The following is a 16,157-nucleotide window of genomic DNA, read 5'->3' on the forward strand; positions in this document are numbered from 1 at the left end:
CGCGTTCTCATGCATGCCGTGCAGCGAGGCGGCGAGCATCATCCGCAGATTTCCTTCGCTGCTTATCTTGGATGGATTGCCTGTCCACGGGATGCCCTACAGAATTTACGTCAAGTCTTTGTCGTGCTAGATTGGCGCCTCGATGTCTTGCCATCACGGAGTCGACCCATGCGAACGCCAACAAGGCAGCAAGCCTATGACGAGGCGAAGCGGTTTATCGAGACCATTGCCCTGCGGGATGCGCTGGCGCTACAGCACAAATTTGGCATTTCCAGCGCAGTGGCCGAAGAGATATTCGAGAGCATTGATGAATACTTCGATGAGGGGGTAATCCTATCCATTGCGCCACCGGAGACGGCCTTTGATTCGCGTACGCGGAAAAGGCCATGCATAGATGTCTATGAAACCAACGGAAAAGCATTGGGAATGGAGTGTGTGCTCTTTGAAAATGGCAGGCCCGGTGAGGCCATTCTTCATATTGAAGTTTCAGAAAATAACGAAAAACTGGATCTGTACTACAAGTACATTGGATCTTGATGAGATTTCTGGCTTGATCTCTTCAAGTTAAAAGGCCTTGTCGCGGGCGGCGGTTCAAGGATCTGGCCGCCTGCCTCGAATATTGCAACTTGCACACACCCGATATGACCGCTTCCATCCTCGATCTTGATACCGCCAGTGCTACGCAGCTCGTCCAGGCGCTGGCAGCGCGCCAGGTTGGCGCGCTGGAGCTTTGCAATGCTGCCATCGCTCGCATCGAGCAGCGTGACGGCAGCATCAATGCGGTCGTCGTGCGCGATTTCGAGCGGGCACGGGACCAGGCGCGCGCTGCCGATGTCGCTTTGCAACGGGGAGAGCGCCGCCCGTTGCTCGGGGTGCCGATGACGGTGAAGGAATCGTTTAATGTGGCAGGCCTGCCAACGACATGGGGCTTTGCGTTTGCCAGTGCGTTGCCGGTCGCCGAAGACGCGGTCGCTGTCGCCCGGCTGAAGGCAGCGGGCGCCGTGATCCTGGGCAAGACCAATGTTGCCTTCGCGCTTGGAGACTACGAGAGCAACAACCCGGTCTATGGGCGCACGCGGCATCCGCTTGACGCTGCACGCACCCCTGGCGGGTCGTCCGGCGGCGCCGCGGCGGCGCTGGCGGCAGGGATGGTGCCGCTGGAGCTGGGATCGGACATTGGCGGCTCGATTCGCGTGCCTGCGCACTTCTGCGGCGTCCATGGACACAAGCCGACCCATGGCCTGCTGCCTGTGCGGGGGCATCAGTTCCCCGGCTACCAGGCCGCCCCCGATGTGCTGTCGGCCATCGGGCCGCTGGCACGCACTGCAGCCGACCTCGAGCTAGCGCTCGACGTGCTCGCCGGCCCCGATACGGATGAGGCCCAGGCTTACCGCCTGGCGTTGCCGCCCGCGCGCTTCTCGGATATCCGGGACTTGCGTGTGCTGGCACTCAGCGAGCATCCGTCGGCCCGCACGGGCGCTGACGTTCGGCGCGCGCTCGGTGACGTGGCTATCCGGCTTGCGCGTGCCGGTGCGCATGTGGAATATGCCAGCGCGCTGCTGCCCGATATTGCGGTCCTTCATGAAGAGTATGCGAAGCTCCTGATGACGATCGTGACACGCGGCGCGCCGGATGCGCCGCCGTGTATGTCTGCTCACGAGTGGCTATTCCTGCTGGACCGGCGCATGCATCTGCGCAGCGATTGGAGCCGCCTTTTTGCTTCGTTCGATGTGGTGATCGCGCCGCCGTTTGGCACGGCGGCGTTCGAGCATATCCCCGCCCTCGATTGGGAGCACACGACGCTGAGCGTCGATGGCGAACCTTCCCTGTATCGCGAGCAACTCGCCTGGTCGGGCTTGGCCACCCTTGCGGGGCTGCCGGCAACCGTGGCGCCCGTGGCGGCGACCGCGTCCGGGTTGCCGCTCGGTGTGCAGATCATCGGGCCGCTGCTGGGAGACCGCACCACCATTGCCGTCGCGCGATGGCTGGAACATGAGGCGTCGGGGGATTGAGGGTCAGGCAGCGGAAGAGGCGCTGCCGCCGCCTCAGGCCGCCTCAGGCCGCCGCGAGCGCTGCGCCCGAGGGCTTCCAGACCGCGCCAGCATAAAACTCCGCCCCAAAATCCGCCGGCACGTCCCCGCGGATCCGCTGCTCATGCAGCGCCAGGTCGGCCAGCAGCAGATCCCGGCTGATGCGGGCGACCGAGCCCGGAATATCGCGCCGCATGCTGGGCACATCGCCCAGCGGCACGCCGACGCTGGCGAAGCCAGCAGGGTTATGCACGTGCAGATCGCGCAGCCACGGCGCGGCGCCTGGTGTTTTCTCAAGATACTCAAGGCCGCTGCCCAGATAGGGCGACGCGGCGAGCTCGTCGTCGCGCGCGTCGGCCGGGGGCTGGTAGCGGTCGCGCCAGCGCAGGATATGCGGCGCAATGTCGGCCAGTTCCGGGCGCGCCGACGGATCCACCAGGTAGCCAGTGCCGGCAATCGCGAAGTCGAAACGCAGGGTCTGTCCTTGCACCTCGGTGACGATGCGGCCGGACTCCACCTCGGCGGCGGACAGCGAGGTACTCAGGTGCAAATGGAACTGCGGGAACTTGAGCACCCGCTCCACCGAGTCGGCCGGCGGCGTGGATCCGGCGCGCCGATATCGGATGGCTTGCTCCCAGCGCGTGGCATCGGGCAGGGCGTGGTAGTTGTCGTAAAGGCCGGGGTAGGCGCGCACGCGCGATACCGGCGTGGCGGCGATATGGTCGCGGCGCGCGAACAGGTGCACGGCGGCCGCGCCGGATTCCAGCGCCACGGCGGCGGCGTCGAACGCGGAGGCCGCTGCGCCCAGCACGGCTACCGTCTTGCCGCGCAGCGCGTCGAAGTCGATGGCATCGGCCGTATGCGCGGCCAGCCCGGCGGCCACGGCCTGCGACAACACAGCGGGCACGAACGGAGCGCCATTGCCGGCCACGCCATTGGCCAGGATGACCTTGCGCGCCGTCTCGATGCGCGGCTGCCCGTTCACCTCAAGATGCAGCCGGAAGTGCGGCAGCGCGGCGCCGGCTACGGGCTCGATGCGTACCACACGCGTGGCGTAGCGCACCTGCACGCCGAGGAAGCCCCGGTACCAGTCCAGGTAGTCGGCCCAGTCCAGGCGCGCAATGCGGTCGATGGCGGCATAGGCCTCGGCGCCGTGCCGCGCTTCATACCAGGCCTGGAAGCCCAGCGTCGGCAGGCCAAGCGCCGGCCCGACCAGGTTCTTGGGCGTGCGCAGCTTCTGCATGCGGGCGCGTGTGCGCCAGACGCCGGCCAGCGCACCGTCTGGCGCGGCGTCGAGCACCGTCACGCGGCCGATGCCCGCGCGGCGCAGCGAGAAGGCATAGGCGCTGCCGCTCTGGCCGCCACCGACGATGGCCACGTTGTGGTCGATGCCGGCGTGGTCCGGCACCCAGTTGTCGGGCGCGGGGCCGAGCAGGCGCAGGGTTTCGCGCGCGAGGAAATCGGGATCGGAGCCGGGGAGGGAAGAGGTTGTCGTCATGCTGCAGCGGCAAGGGTTGAGGCGGCGGGCCTGGAGGACGTGGCTGGATGCGCGGGGCGCTTGAGCCCAAGGTGCTCGCGCAGCGTGCTGCCGTCGTATTCCGCGCGGAACAGGCCGCGGCGGCGCAGCTCAGGCAACACCAGCGCGATGAAATCGGTGAGTCCACCCGGCAGCACCGGCGACATGACGTTGTAGCCGTCGGCGCCGTATTTGCGGAAGCGCTCTTCGAGCTGGTCGACGATTTGCGCTGGCGTGCCGATCACCTGCCAGTGGCCGCGCGCACCCGCAACGCGCTGGTAAAGCTGGCGGATGGTCAGGTTCTCGCGCCGCGCAAGGTCGATCACCAGGCGCTGCCGGCTCTTGCTGGCATTGGTCTCGGGCAACTCGGGAATCGGGCCGTCGAGCGGATAGCCCGACAGGTCGAAGCCGCCCGTCAGGCCAGACACCAGCGCCAGGCCGACCACCGGGTCGATCAGCGCTTGCAATTGCTCGAATTTCTCTTTGGCTTCGCTTTCGCTCTGGCCCACCACCGGGAATACGCCGGGCAGGATCTTCAGGTCATCGGGCTCGCGCCCATAGTGGGCGAGCCGGCCTTTGACGTYGGCGTAGAACGCCACGGCATCCTCCACCGTCTGCTGCGCAGTGAACACGGCTTCGCCCGTGCGTGCTGCCAGTTCCTTGCCGGCTTCGGAGGAGCCGGCCTGCACCACGACCGGATGGCCCTGCGGCGTGCGCGACACGTTGAGCGGTCCCTGCACCGAGAAATGCTTCCCCTTGTGGCCCAGCACATGGCGCCTGGCGGGCTCGTAGTAGCGGCCGCTGGCCTTGTCGCGCAGGAAGGCATCGTCCTCCCAGCTGTTCCACAGCCCGGTAACCACATCGGCGAATTCCGCCGCGCGCTCGTARCGCTCGGCGTGGGCGAAATGGTGGTCGCGGTTGAAGTTGCGCGCTTCGTGCTCGTTGGACGAGGTGACCAGGTTCCAGCCGGCGCGCCCGCCCGAGATATGGTCCAGCGAGGCGAACTTGCGCGCCACGTGATACGGCTCGTTGAAGCTCGTCGAGGCGGTGCCGACCAGGCCGATGCGCTGCGTCACCGCGGCCAGCGCGGACAGCAGCGTGATGGGCTCGAACTGCGCCTGGTAGCTGTGCGCGGTACGGCTGAGGAACTCGACATCGTCGCCGCGCGTGCCTACGCCGTCGGCCAGGAAGACCAGGTCGAACTTTGCCGCCTCGGCGGCCTGGGCGAGCGCTATGTAGTGCTTGAAGTCGATGCCCGCGTCGGCCTTGGCATCGGGATGGCGCCAGGCGGCGATATGGTGGCCGCTGGGGTAAAGGAAGGCGCCCAGGCTGAGGAAACCGCTACGTTGAGCCATGATTGCTTGTCGGTTGTTGAGGGATATCAGGCGGCCTTGCGTGTGCTTTGCCGGCCTGGCGGCCGTGCCAGCCCCAGGTGCTCGCGCAGCGTGCCGCCTTCGTACTGCGTGCGGAAAATGCTGCGCCGCTGCAGGATCGGCACCACGCCGTCGACAAAGTCCTGCAGCCCGTCGGGCAGCGCGTCCGGCATCAGGTTGAAGCCATCGGCCGCGCCGTGGCGGAACCAGTGCTCGATGTCGTCGGCAATCTGCTCGGGCGTACCCACGAGCACGCGATGGCCGCCGCCGCCTGCCAGCTCGCGGATCAGTTCGCGCACGGTGTAGCCATGGCGCCGCGCCAGCGCGAGCGTGGCGTTGAAGAAGGTGTGGTTGCCGTTGCCGTTGGCGGGCAGTGCGAGGTTGTCCGGCAGCCGCTCGTCCAGCTTCAGGCGGTCCGGCGTGATGCCGAGCGTGCCGGCCAGCCGCGCCAGGCTGTAGTCCCAGGGGATCAGGTCGATCAGATCGTCGCGCCGCCGGCGGGCCTGGGCTTCGGTGGCGCCGATGATGGTGGTCAGGCCGGCCAGCACCCGCACGGCATCGGGCCCGCGCCCGAGCGCCTGCGCGCGCGCTTTGAGCTCGCGCCCGTAGGCCAGCGATTCCTCGAACGATTGCGACGCCGAGAACACGGCCTCGGCATGGCGTGCGGCGAGCTCGCGCCCGTCGGCGGAGCCGCCGGCCTGCACCACCACCGGATGGCCTTGCGGCGAGCGTGGCAGGTTGAGTGGCCCCTGCACGCTGAAATGCTCGCCATGGTGCGCAATCGGCTGCACCTTGGCGGTGTCGACGAAGCGGCCCGATGCCTTGTCGCCGATAAAGGCGTCGTCCTCCCAGCTGTCCCACAGGGCCTTGACCACGGATGTGAATTCGGCCGCCCGCGCATAGCGCTGCGCATGGTCCGGCGCCGCATCGCGCCCGAAATTGCGCGCCGACGGCACATCGGCCGTGGTGACCACGTTCCAGCCGGCGCGCCCCGCGCTCACATGGTCTAGCGTGGCGAAGCGCCGCGCGATGTTGTAGGGCTCGTTGTAGCTGGTGGACGCCGTGCCGATCAGGCCGATATGCGTGGTCGCCGCCGCGATGCTGGCCAGCAGCACCGTGGGTTCCAGCGCCGGGATCGGGCGGAAATGAATCTGGTCGACGATAGCGGCGTTGTCCGCCAGGAATACCGCGTCGAGCTTGCCGGCTTCGGCGATCTGCGCCACGCGGATGTAGTGCCGCACGTCGGCAAAGGCGGCGGGATCGCTGTCAGGCAGCCGCCAGGCCGAGGGCACGAAGCCCGAGTGCAGGATGTTGATATTGAGGTGGAGCTGGCGCTGGCGCGCCCCGTTGGGTGCATTCATTGGTAGGTCCCCGGTTCCGGATGGCCTTCGCCCAGCACCCAGCGGCCGACATTGCGGGTCTTGTACTCGGACGGGTTGTGCAGGGTATGGATGCGCACGTTGCGCCAGAAGCGGTCCAGGCCGGTCTTGCGCACCGCCGAGCGCGCGCCCGTAACCTCGAAGATCTCGCTGGACACCTGCAGCGCGACCTCGCCGGCCAACACGTTGGCCGCCGCAATGGCCACGGCTGCTTCACCGCGCTCCTCGGCGCTGAGCGCTTCGCCGCGTGCGATCACGCCGTCGAGCGCGAGCAGCGCGCGGTCGGCCAGCGCGGTGGCGGCCTGGGTCTTGACCCAGAGCTCGCCATATTGCCGGCGCACCCACGGGTCGTCCACATGACGCTCCACGCCAGAGTGAATCCACGGGCGCGACTGATGCACCGTGTATTCACGCCCGGCGCGCAGCGCACCTTGCGCCGTGCCGATAAACACATTGAGCAGCACGCTTTGCTGCTGCAGCGGCGTGACCGTGCGATAGGGCTCGGCCGGCGCGCCGGTGGGGTTCAAGGGCACCGGCTGCCCGAGCACTTCGCTCTCGTGCACGCGCACGCCCTGGTAGGTGACGCGGCCGCTGCCGGTCTGGCGCTGRCCGATGCCGTCCCAGTCGTCCTCGATCACGATGCCTGCGCGGTCTGCGGGAATCGCGGCAAAGCGGCGTTCGCCGCTGTCGGCGTCTTCCCAGGCAATCGCCAGGAAGTCGGCCACGTGCGAGCCGGAGGTAAAGGGGCGATAGCCGTCCAGCACGAACCACTCGCCATCGCGCCGTCCAAACAGGCTCCTGGAAAAGCTGTTCGCCGTGTTGCCCCAGAACCAGTTGCCTTCGGCCGAGCGGCGCCACAGGCTGGCGGTCTTCTCCGGCGCGTTGCGCAAGCGCGGGCTCAGCAGGCTGCTGTAGTGATAGCCGAACAGATGGCCGAGCGAGCCGTCCACCTGCGCGAACAGGCGCGTGATGCGCAGCACGGTCGACCAGGTTTCGCCCTGGCCGCCGACTTCGCGCGGCAGCAACAGCGTAAGCAGGCCGTGCGCCTTGAGCAAGCGGATCTGCTCCGCGGGCTTCCCGCCGGCCTGGTCGCGGGCGATGGCGTCTTCGGCGAAGCGCTCGCGCAGCGAGACGGCGCGGGCGATAAAGGGGTTGCTGGTGTCCGGCTCGAACAGCGCGGGCGCTGGTTCGGCCTGCGCATGGAGATAGGCGACGTTGGCGGTCATGATGGGGTCTCGGTCGGTAGCCGTCATCGAAGGCTCAATGCACCTTGGCAAAGCCATGGAACAATCGGTCGCGGCTCATGATGTTTGGCGGGGTCAGCGAGTTCAGCGGGGTCAGCGATAGAGGGCAGGCGAGGGGAACTCGCCCGTGAGCAACCACGTGCCCACCGTGCGTTTCTTGTACTCGGCCGGGTTGTGCAGCGTGTGGGTGCGCACGTTGCGCCAGAAACGGTCGAAGCCATTGGCGTTGGTGGCCGAACGCGCGCCCATGACCTCGAAGATCTCGTTCGATACGGCCAGGCCGGTTTCCCCGGCGTACAGGTTGGCGGTAGCCAGCGCGATGGCTTGCGGCCCGCGCTGCTCCAGCGTCAGCGCCTGTCCATGGCCATAAATGGCATCGAGGCTGCGCGCCGCCTGGTCGGCCAGCTCGGTTGCCGCCAAGGTGCGGATGGCGAGCTCGCCGTATTTGCGCTGGACCCAGGGATCATCGACATGGCGCTCCACGCCCGAGTGGATCCATGGGCGCGATTGCGTGGTGGTATAGGCGCGGCCTTCGTCGAGCGCGCCCTGTGCCGTGCCGACAAACACGTTGAGCAGCACGCTCTGCTGCAGCAGCGTGGTCAGCGATGCGAAAGGGGTGAGCGGATCGTCGGGCTTGCCAAGCAGTTCATCGTCGCGTACCAGCACGCTGTTGAACGTCACGGTGCCGCTGCCGGTCTGGCGCTGGCCGATGCCATCCCAGTCATCCTCGATCACGATGCCCGCGCGATCGGCGGGCACCACGCCCATCAGGCGTTGGCCCTGCGCGTTCTCCCATGCCAGCTGGATCACGTCCGCCACATGGCTGCCGCTGGAGAAGGGCCGGAATCCGGTGACCACCCAGCCATCGTTGCCGGGGGCGCGCTGCGCACTGGACGTCTTCGACAGCGCATTGCCCGAGTTGCTCCACAGCCATTGCGCCTTGGCGGCGGCGCGCAGCCAGCGCTCCTGCTGTGCCTGCGTGCCGCGTGCCTGCACGGCGTGCACGGGCAGATGGTGGTAGCCGAAGAGGTGGGCCAGCGAGCCATCGGTGCGCGCGAATTCCCGCACCACGCGCAGCAGTGAAAGCCACGAAGCACCGCCCCCGCCGTACGCGGTAGGAATGCCCGCTGAAAGCAGGCCGCTTTCCTTGAGCAGGCGGATTTGTTCGGTAGGCCGGCCGCCAGCCTTGTCGCGGGCGACGGCATCGGTATGGAAGGTCTCGCGCAGTACCACCGCGCGGGCGACGAAGGGATCGTTCAGATCCGGGCCGAAGTTGGACATGCCGCGTTGTCTTCTCGAAGTTGCACCCGAGACACGATAGAGCAAGGCTTGCGCGCCACCAACGAAGCAAACCGCGCTTGCATATCCACTTTTGTGGATGCTCTGGTGCTATCGATCCTGCAACGCCGGTTCCCTGGTTTCCTTTCCCGCTTCGGTGGCGCTATAACCGTCACCTTTCCACTCGATCAAGCAGAGCCCGTGGCCAAAAGGGTCGGACAGCATCGCCTGCCGCCCCCAGGCGAAATCCTGCGGCCAGTCCTCCAGCTCGGCGCCGGCTTCCAGCGCACGCTCCACTGCGCTTTCCAGGTCCGCCACCACAAAATCGAGATGCACCGGCGTCCAGTGCCGGCGATAGTCGCGCCGGCCGTCGGCGCGCGTGCTGGGCCTGGTGCCCGGCGCCTTGGCCAGCAGGTAGATTGGCGCGCCGCCGCCCAGCATTTCCGCCACGGAGCCGTCGAACAGCTTGCGCGCCAGGCGCAGGCCAAGGCCGTGCTGGTAGAAGCCGATGCCGTGCGCGAGGTCGTCGACGTCGATATTGATCAGCAATTGCATCGCAGTCTCCTGCATGGAATGGGGGCGCGGCACGCATGGAAGCACTCCGCCCGAAGACCAGGATTGTGCGCCAGCACTCCTGACACGTACTGTCAGGAGTGTTCTACTCGGCGCCTGTGATGCACAAGGCGGAAAGCGGCCCCGGGAGAATCCTCGTAGGGCCTCAGGCGCGCATTGGCGCCAGCAGCGCATTGACCACGGGTGCCAGCGCATCGCCCAGCGCGATGTGGCTGGCGGCGTCCAGGTGCACGCCGTCGACTTCGCTGCTATGGATAACCGTGCCGGTGTCGAAGCAGTCGCAGCCGCGCGCGCGGCAGACTTCCTGGAAGGCTTGCGCCAGCCCCACGCATTTGTGCTCGCCGCCGGCAAACTTCGGCGCCAGCGGCCCGCGCGGCGTGGTGATGGGCGGGGGCACCAGCACCAGCACCGGCGACACGGGCATGCCGGGCTCGATGGGCGCGCCGCGGATGGTGTCGAGCAGGGCGCCGATGCCTTGCGCGGCGTGCCAGGCGTTATGCGGGTGCATGGACTGGAAATCGTTGCTGCCGAGCATCAGGATCACCAGCGCCAGCGGCGCGTGCATCTCCATGCGCTGCGCCAGGCCCTGGATGCCGTTGCGGCCCGGCTTGAAGGGATCGTCCCAGACCGTGCGGCGGCCGTTGAGGCAGTCTTCCAGTATCCGCACGGGGCGCTGCCCGCTCCCGCCGCCAATCCCGCCGTTCAGGGCGAGTTCCAGCCGGCCGGGCCAGCGCACCGGCCAGGGCAGGCGCTGCCGCGTGCCCGGCACGATGCCCCAGGATAGCGAGTCGGCGTAGACCAGTACCTGCAGTGGATCGACGGCGCAAAGGCTATCGCTTCGGGTGTCGGGAGACAGCAGGGCGCTCATGGGTGGGTTCCGGGAAGTTTTGCTGCGGACCTTGGCACAGACCTTCATAATATCGGCTAACCATAGATCGGGAGAATTAAGTTGCGTTTCGAGCACCTGGTGGAGATCAACGATCCACAAAATATCCAGTTGGACACGCTCACGCCGGAGCAGCTCTGGCAAGGGCTGGTGCTGCGCAGTGCCGAGCCCGAGCTGTTTGTCATGGGGCTGGACCGCGCGGAGATCGTGGAGCGTGGCGACAACTGGGTCGAGCGCAAGCTGCATTTCGGCAAGGCCACGATTCGCGACCGCGTCGTCTTCGAGCCGCGCCGCGTCGTGCGCTATGAAACCGCCCCCACCGACGAGCACGCCGGCGGCACCCTGACCATGGCGATCGAGACGCCGGGCCCGGGCGCCTTGCTGCTGCGCTTTGTCTACGAAACCACCATGCCCGCGGTGGACGACAGCGGCGATGACCGTTTCGCCGAAATCGTCAAGTCGGCCTATCACGAGGCCGACCTCGACACCGTGCGCAAGATCCGCGAACTGGCCGCCCTCGGACGGCTGGGGTGAGCGGGCAGCCCTCGTCGCCTGCCTCCGGCAGGCAGCCGGGCGGCCCGACCCGGGAATCGCTGCGGGCACGCTATGGCAGCCAGCTGCGCTGGCTGGTGCTGCTGACGCTGATGCTGGGCACGGTCTCCTCGATCGTGTCGTCGACCATCGTCAACGTGGCCATTCCCGACCTGAGCCGGCATTTCGTGCTGGGGCAGGACAGCGCGCAATGGGTGGCGGCCAGCTTCATGATTGCCATGACGCTGTCGATGCTGCTCACGCCGTGGCTGCTTAACCGCTACGGCTTGCGCCGCACGTTCATTGGCAGCTTGCTGCTGCTGGGCATGGGCGGGCTGGTCGGCGGATTCTCGCCAACCTATGGCGTGATGATCGCCATGCGGGTGGCCGAGGGCATTGCGGCGGGGATCCTGCAGCCCTTGCCCAATATCCTGATCCTGCGGGTGTTCGAGGAGCGCGAGCAGGGCAAGGCGATCAGCATGTTCGGCTTTGGGGTGGTGCTGGCGCCGGCGCTCGGCCCCAGCGTGGGTGGCTTCCTGGTGGAGGCTTTCGGCTGGCGCTCGATCTTCTTCGTGGTGGTGCCGCTGACGCTGATCGGGCTGTGGATGGCGCGCCGTTTCATGGCGGTGGACTCGGCCATGATGGGCGAGCGCAAGCCGCTCGACTGGCAGGGCCTGGGCCTGGCCGGCATTGCCACCGTGAGCCTGCTCAACGGGCTGGTGCAGATGCGCGAGAGCGTGCTTGCCGGCATGGCGCTGGCTGGCTTTGGCGTGCTGATGCTGGTGGTGTTCGTGCTGTGGCAATTGCGCGCGGCGAACCCGCTGATGAACATGCGCCTGTACAGCTACCGGCAGTTTTCGGCCGGGGCGGTGGTGGCCTTCATCTACGGCGCGGGGCTGTTCGGATCGACCTACCTGCTGCCCGTCTACATGCAGATGGCGCTGGCTTATACGCCGTCGCGCGCCGGGCTGGTGCTGCTGCCGGCCGGCATCGCGCTGGCCCTGACCATTGCCGCGGCGGGGCGGCTGACCAATCGCATCTCGCCACACCTGCAGGTGTCGTTCGGGCTCGCGCTGCTGTCGGCTTCGTTCCTTCTGATGGCGATGGGGTCCCAAGCCACGCCTTACCTGCTGCTGGTGGGGTTTGCGGTGCTGGGGCGGATCGGGCTCGGCTGCATCCTGCCGTCGCTGACGCTGGGCTCGATGCGGGGTGTGGATTATTCGCTGATTGCGCAGGGTTCCAGCTGCATCAACTTCATCCGGCAACTGGGCGGTGCGATCGGGGTAAGCCTGGCCGGCGTCGGCCTGCAATGGCGGCTGGCGGCGCAGGGTGCGGTGCTCGGTACCGATGGCGACCCGGCTGCGCGCATTCGCGCCTTCGACGAGACCTTCCTGGCGGTTGGCCTCGTCATTGCCACTGCCATCCTGGCAGCCTGGCGGATACGGCCAAGGCCGCTTGCCCAGGCCTGAAGGATTGGCCGGCTGAGCGCCGGCCAACCCATATGGCTTCAGGCGGTGGCGCCGCTGCGCAGTTCTTCCACCAGCGCGATGTATTTCTCCTGCGCGTCTTCCTGGGCGGTGCCCTTGAGCGTTTCCCAGGCTTCGAACTTGTAGCGGCCGACGAAATCAGTGATGCCCGGCTTGTCGCCATGGGCGTCGCCCTCGCTGCCTTGCTTGAACAGCGCGTAGAGGCGCAGCAGGGTCATGTTGCTGGGGCGCTCGGTCAGTTGCTTGACGTCGATCTGGGCTTGGGCGAAGCGTGCCTGCAGGTCACTCATGGGGCTCTCCTGGCTGGATGTGGGGATGCGTTCTGGGTTTGGTGTTCGGGAAAAACCCGGTAGCCGCGATGATAGCGCCCGCCATCGCGCGTTTGAGCCGAAAGAAACCGAAGAACGCTTCGGTCCCGCGCGCCGGGGGCAAGGTATTGGCACCGCGCTAGTTCGGCTTTTGAGGTCGCTCCGGATACAATCTCGCCATGTCCTGGATTCTTGCAGTTGAAACCTCCACCGAGTGGTGTTCCGTCGCGCTCGGGCGCATTGCCGATGGCGGCGCCCTGGTGTGCCTGGTTCGTCATGAACACACCGGCCCGCGCTCGTCTTCCCGCGTGCTGCCGGCCGCTGGCGAGTTGCTGGCCGAAGCGGGCATTGCCCTGTCGGACTGTGCAGCCATCGCCTTTGGCGCCGGGCCGGGCTCCTTCACGGGCCTGCGCACCGCCTGCGGCGTGGCCCAGGGCCTGGCCTTTGGCGCCGATCTGCCCGTGATTCCCGTCAATTCGCTGATAGCTTGCGCCGAACGCGTGCGCCTGGGCGGGGAAGGGATGCCGGCGCTGCCGCCCGACGTATCCGTGCTGGTAGCGCTGGACGCCCGCATGGACGAAGCCTACGCAGGCGCGTTCCGCTGGGACGGCGCCGCGCAGGAGTGGCAAGCGGCGACCGGCATGCAGGTGTGCCCGCCAGAGGCTGTCAACCTGCCCACCGGGCCGTTCTGGCTCGCGGGCAGTGCCGCTGCCGTGTTTGGCGAACGCCTCAAGGCCACGGCGCTTGCGCTGCACAGCGTGCCCGAGGCGTTGCCCGCCGCGCCGGCCCTGGTATCGATTGCCTTGCGCGCGCTGGCCCGCAATGAAACCGTTGCGCCGTCCGATGCCATGCCGATCTATCTGCGCGACAAGGTGGCCCAGACCATCGCCGAGCGCCAGGCCGTGGCGGCGCAGCGCGCAGCGCTGGCGGCGGGAGACCAGCCGTGAGCGTGGAGCGCAACCCGCCACCGGAAACCGGCCCGGCCAATCCCGGCCAGGGCGCGCATGCAGCGTGCGGCAGCGGGTACGCATGGCCCGAGGTGCCGGTGATGCCAACCGTGCCGGCTGGCTGGAGCATTGGCCGCATGACGGCGCTGGATGTGGAAGCCGTGGCGCAGATCGAAGCCCGGGCCTACACCCACCCGTGGACCCGTGCCAATTTCGAGAATTCCGTCAAGGCCGGGCACATTGGCCTGACCTTGCGGGATAACGGGGGCGTACTGGCCGCCTACACGGTGCTGATGCCGGTTGTCGACGAGATGCACCTGCTCAATATCACCGTGGACCCGGCGCGCCAGCGCGGCGGCCTTGGCCGGCTGCTGCTGGCCGCTGCCATGGCTACCTCGCACGTGCATCATCTGCACACCATGCTGCTCGAAGTGCGGCCCTCCAATGTGGGCGCCATCGAGCTGTACCGTCAGGCAGGTTTCGCCGAGATCGGCCGGCGCAAGGGCTATTACCCCGCAGCCGGCCAGACGCGCGAGGATGCGCTTGTGCTGCGCCGCGCGTGGGCACCCACGGAGGCCACGCCATGAGCCGCCGCGCCAGGTTCCTCGAAGTGCTCGGCATTGCCGATGAATGGGTGCTGCGCCGCGCGCCAGCCCTGCCGGAGGCGGGCGAGCCAGCCGCCATGGCGGGGCTCGCCGCCCCGAGCGCCGAAGATCCCGCCGTCAACGACGACACCGCTTTGCGCGAAGTGGCCCAGGCCGCCGTGACGCTTGCCGCCGTGGCCGACGCCGGTGTGGACGAAGCCCCGGCCGAAGCCGCTGTCGCGTGCACGCCGCCAGAGCTTGCGGCGGCGGTGGCGGATACCGCCACGCGCGAAGCCGTGATTGCGCGCCTGGACTGGGCCGCGYTTGCGCAGCGGGTCTCCGGTTGCACCGATTGCCAGTTGTGCGACGGCCGCACCCAGACCGTGTTCGGCGTGGGCGACCGCCAGGCCGAATGGATGCTGGTCGGCGAAGCCCCGGGCGAAAACGAGGACCTGCAAGGCGAGCCCTTCGTGGGCCAGGCCGGCAAGCTGCTCGACAACATGCTGGCGGCCGTCGGCCTGGCACGCGGGCGCAACGTGTTTATCGCCAACGTGCTGAAGTGCCGCCCGCCCGGCAACCGCAATCCCGAGCCGGAGGAGGTCGCCCAGTGCGAGCCTTACCTGCGCCGGCAGATCGCGCTGATCCAGCCCAAGCTGATCGTGGTGCTGGGGCGCTTTGCCGCCCAGTCCCTGCTGCGCACCACCACGCCGATCGGCAAGTTGCGTGGCACCGTCCACAGCTACGAAGGCATTCCGGTGGTGGTGACCTACCACCCGGCCTACCTGTTGCGCACCTTGTCCGACAAGGCGCGTGCCTGGGAAGACCTGTGCCTGGCCCGCGAGGTACATGCCCGTGCGGGAGCCAAGGCCTGAGTTCACGCTGAGCCCCGGCGGCGCCATCGAGATGGCGCCGCTCTGGCGCCATGCCGTCTCGCAGCGCCTGCGCGAGCTCGCCTGGTGCTCGCTGTCGCCTCCGCTGCTGGCCTTCCTGCCGACGGACGACGCAGGCAACGCCATCATCAATGGCAACGCCCCCGGGCATTCGCAAGCGGCGCTCGCGCGCTGGCCGGAAGGCGCGCTGGCCGCCTGGCAGCGTTGGCTGCCCGCCGCCGACCCCGCCGCGCTGCCCCCCACCATTGCCGAACTTGCCGCGGGCCTGGAGCAGCAACGCGTGCGTGGCCCGTCGCCCGCGCCCAGCCTGAGGCTGGGCCGGCATGCGGAGCGCCTGCTGCAATTCACGCTGGAACACGCCCAGGGGCTGGAGCTGCTTGCGGCGAACCTGCCGGTGCGCCGTGCCGGCGCGCATGGTGTGCAGACGCTGGGCGAGCTCGATTTCGTCTGGCGCGACATGGCCAGCGGTGCCACCGTGCACTGGGAGATGGCGGCCAAGTTCTACCTGCTGGTCGAGCCTGCGGCGGACGGCGCGCCCCGCGGCGGCGGGCCCGGCGCTGCCGTGCTGGACCGCCATTGCTTCGTCGGCCCCAACCTGGTGGACCGCCTGGGCGACAAGCTCGAACATATCGTGCGCAGGCAACTGCCGCTGTCGCGAACCCCCGAGGCCCTGGCGCTGCTGGGCCGTCCCGTCGACCGCAGCGAGGTCTATCTGCTCGGCTGGCTGTTCTACCGGGACGGTGTGGTGCCGCTAGCCATCGACAGCCTGGGCATAGCGCCGGATCACCTGCACGGATGGTGGTCCACCTTGCCGGACTGGCTGGACTGGGCTGGCAAGCGCGAAGGCTCGCGCTGGTACCGGCTGCCGCGCTCGGCGTGGATGGCGCCGGCCAGGGTGGCGCAAGCGCACACGGAAACCGCCGAGGCGATTCATGAGGCACTGGCGCAGCGTTTTGCGGAGACGCATCACGAGAAGAATTGGCGCCGGGAAGCGCCGGTGATGCTGTGCGAGGTAGAGCCGGCGGGGCAGCCTGGTGTGTGGCGCGAGCGTACCCGCGGGTTTGTGGTGCCGCCGGGCTGGGAGGAGCGGGCGCGCGAGCGCATCGCCAGGCCGGTGGGTTGAACTGGCCT

The 16,157-nt window shown here is 67.9% G+C and carries 16 protein-coding genes; 8 read left to right on the forward strand and 8 right to left on the reverse strand.

The annotated features are described in order from the left end of the window. Positions 1-168 precede the first annotated feature (168 nt). Positions 169-537 (forward strand): hypothetical protein, encoded by a 369-nt coding sequence (locus AB4061_RS01475; RefSeq protein WP_441630253.1) that lies wholly within the window; start codon positions 169-171, stop codon positions 535-537. Positions 538-641: 104 nt separating this feature from the next. After that, positions 642-2,012: an amidase family protein gene (locus tag AB4061_RS01480; protein WP_441630254.1), complete on the forward strand. Its 1,371-nt coding sequence runs from the start codon at positions 642-644 to the stop codon at positions 2,010-2,012. A gap of 43 nt (positions 2,013-2,055) precedes the next feature. On the opposite strand, the gene AB4061_RS01485 is transcribed toward AB4061_RS01480, so the two are convergent. The 7 genes from AB4061_RS01485 to AB4061_RS01515 form a co-directional block, all read right to left on the reverse strand. Beyond that, positions 2,056-3,528, reverse strand: a complete 1,473-nt coding sequence (locus AB4061_RS01485; protein WP_441630256.1) for a SidA/IucD/PvdA family monooxygenase — start codon at positions 3,526-3,528, stop codon at positions 2,056-2,058. Then, positions 3,525-4,901, reverse strand: a complete 1,377-nt coding sequence (locus AB4061_RS01490; RefSeq protein WP_441630258.1) for an LLM class flavin-dependent oxidoreductase — start codon at positions 4,899-4,901, stop codon at positions 3,525-3,527. The genes AB4061_RS01485 and AB4061_RS01490 overlap by 4 nt, the downstream gene beginning before the upstream one ends. 26 nt (positions 4,902-4,927) lie before the next feature. Beyond that, a complete protein-coding gene (locus AB4061_RS01495) occupies positions 4,928-6,280 on the reverse strand; it encodes an LLM class flavin-dependent oxidoreductase (protein WP_441630260.1) in 1,353 nt (450 codons plus the stop codon). After that, positions 6,277-7,524: an acyl-CoA dehydrogenase family protein gene (locus tag AB4061_RS01500; RefSeq protein ID WP_441630262.1), complete on the reverse strand. Its 1,248-nt coding sequence runs from the start codon at positions 7,522-7,524 to the stop codon at positions 6,277-6,279. The genes AB4061_RS01495 and AB4061_RS01500 overlap by 4 nt, the downstream gene beginning before the upstream one ends. A 111-nt stretch (positions 7,525-7,635) precedes the next feature. Further along, positions 7,636-8,823, reverse strand: a complete 1,188-nt coding sequence (locus tag AB4061_RS01505; RefSeq protein WP_441630264.1) for an acyl-CoA dehydrogenase family protein — start codon at positions 8,821-8,823, stop codon at positions 7,636-7,638. Positions 8,824-8,931: 108 nt separating this feature from the next. Next, positions 8,932-9,375 (reverse strand): VOC family protein, encoded by a 444-nt coding sequence (locus tag AB4061_RS01510; RefSeq protein ID WP_441630266.1) that lies wholly within the window; start codon positions 9,373-9,375, stop codon positions 8,932-8,934. 163 nt (positions 9,376-9,538) lie between these two features. After that, a complete protein-coding gene (locus AB4061_RS01515; RefSeq protein ID WP_441630268.1) occupies positions 9,539-10,261 on the reverse strand; it encodes an SGNH/GDSL hydrolase family protein in 723 nt (240 codons plus the stop codon). Between the two features lie 81 nt (positions 10,262-10,342). Between AB4061_RS01515 and AB4061_RS01520 the strand changes: the two genes are divergently transcribed. Both AB4061_RS01520 and AB4061_RS01525 read left to right on the forward strand, forming a co-directional pair. After that, positions 10,343-10,813, forward strand: coding sequence for an SRPBCC family protein (locus tag AB4061_RS01520; protein WP_150983551.1), 471 nt, complete (start codon positions 10,343-10,345; stop codon positions 10,811-10,813). Next, a complete protein-coding gene (locus AB4061_RS01525; protein ID WP_441630270.1) occupies positions 10,810-12,279 on the forward strand; it encodes a DHA2 family efflux MFS transporter permease subunit in 1,470 nt (489 codons plus the stop codon). The genes AB4061_RS01520 and AB4061_RS01525 overlap by 4 nt, the downstream gene beginning before the upstream one ends. Positions 12,280-12,317: 38 nt before the next feature. Here AB4061_RS01525 and AB4061_RS01530 read toward each other — a convergent pair whose 3' ends face one another. Next, on the reverse strand, positions 12,318-12,587 hold the full coding sequence (locus AB4061_RS01530; RefSeq protein ID WP_441630272.1) for an acyl-CoA-binding protein: 270 nt from the start codon (positions 12,585-12,587) through the stop codon (positions 12,318-12,320). Positions 12,588-12,784: 197 nt separating this feature from the next. On the opposite strand from AB4061_RS01530, the gene tsaB reads away from it, so the two are divergent. The 4 genes from tsaB to AB4061_RS01550 all read left to right on the forward strand — a co-directional run bounded on the left by tsaB (position 12,785) and on the right by AB4061_RS01550 (position 16,149). Beyond that, positions 12,785-13,552: a tRNA (adenosine(37)-N6)-threonylcarbamoyltransferase complex dimerization subunit type 1 TsaB gene (gene tsaB / locus AB4061_RS01535; RefSeq protein ID WP_441630274.1), complete on the forward strand. Its 768-nt coding sequence runs from the start codon at positions 12,785-12,787 to the stop codon at positions 13,550-13,552. 101 nt (positions 13,553-13,653) lie between these two features. After that, a complete protein-coding gene (gene rimI, locus AB4061_RS01540; RefSeq protein WP_441630446.1) occupies positions 13,654-14,139 on the forward strand; it encodes a ribosomal protein S18-alanine N-acetyltransferase in 486 nt (161 codons plus the stop codon). Next, positions 14,136-15,008, forward strand: coding sequence for a uracil-DNA glycosylase family protein (locus AB4061_RS01545; protein WP_441630276.1), 873 nt, complete (start codon positions 14,136-14,138; stop codon positions 15,006-15,008). Before rimI ends, AB4061_RS01545 begins: the two co-directional genes overlap by 4 nt. After that, entirely contained in the window at positions 14,983-16,149 is a 1,167-nt protein-coding gene (locus tag AB4061_RS01550; protein ID WP_441630278.1) for a DUF1853 family protein, read from the forward strand. The genes AB4061_RS01545 and AB4061_RS01550 overlap by 26 nt, the downstream gene beginning before the upstream one ends. Positions 16,150-16,157: the final 8 nt, after the last annotated feature.

This window comes from Cupriavidus sp. YAF13 (genome assembly GCF_052113425.1).
Lineage (GTDB): Bacteria > Pseudomonadota > Gammaproteobacteria > Burkholderiales > Burkholderiaceae > Cupriavidus.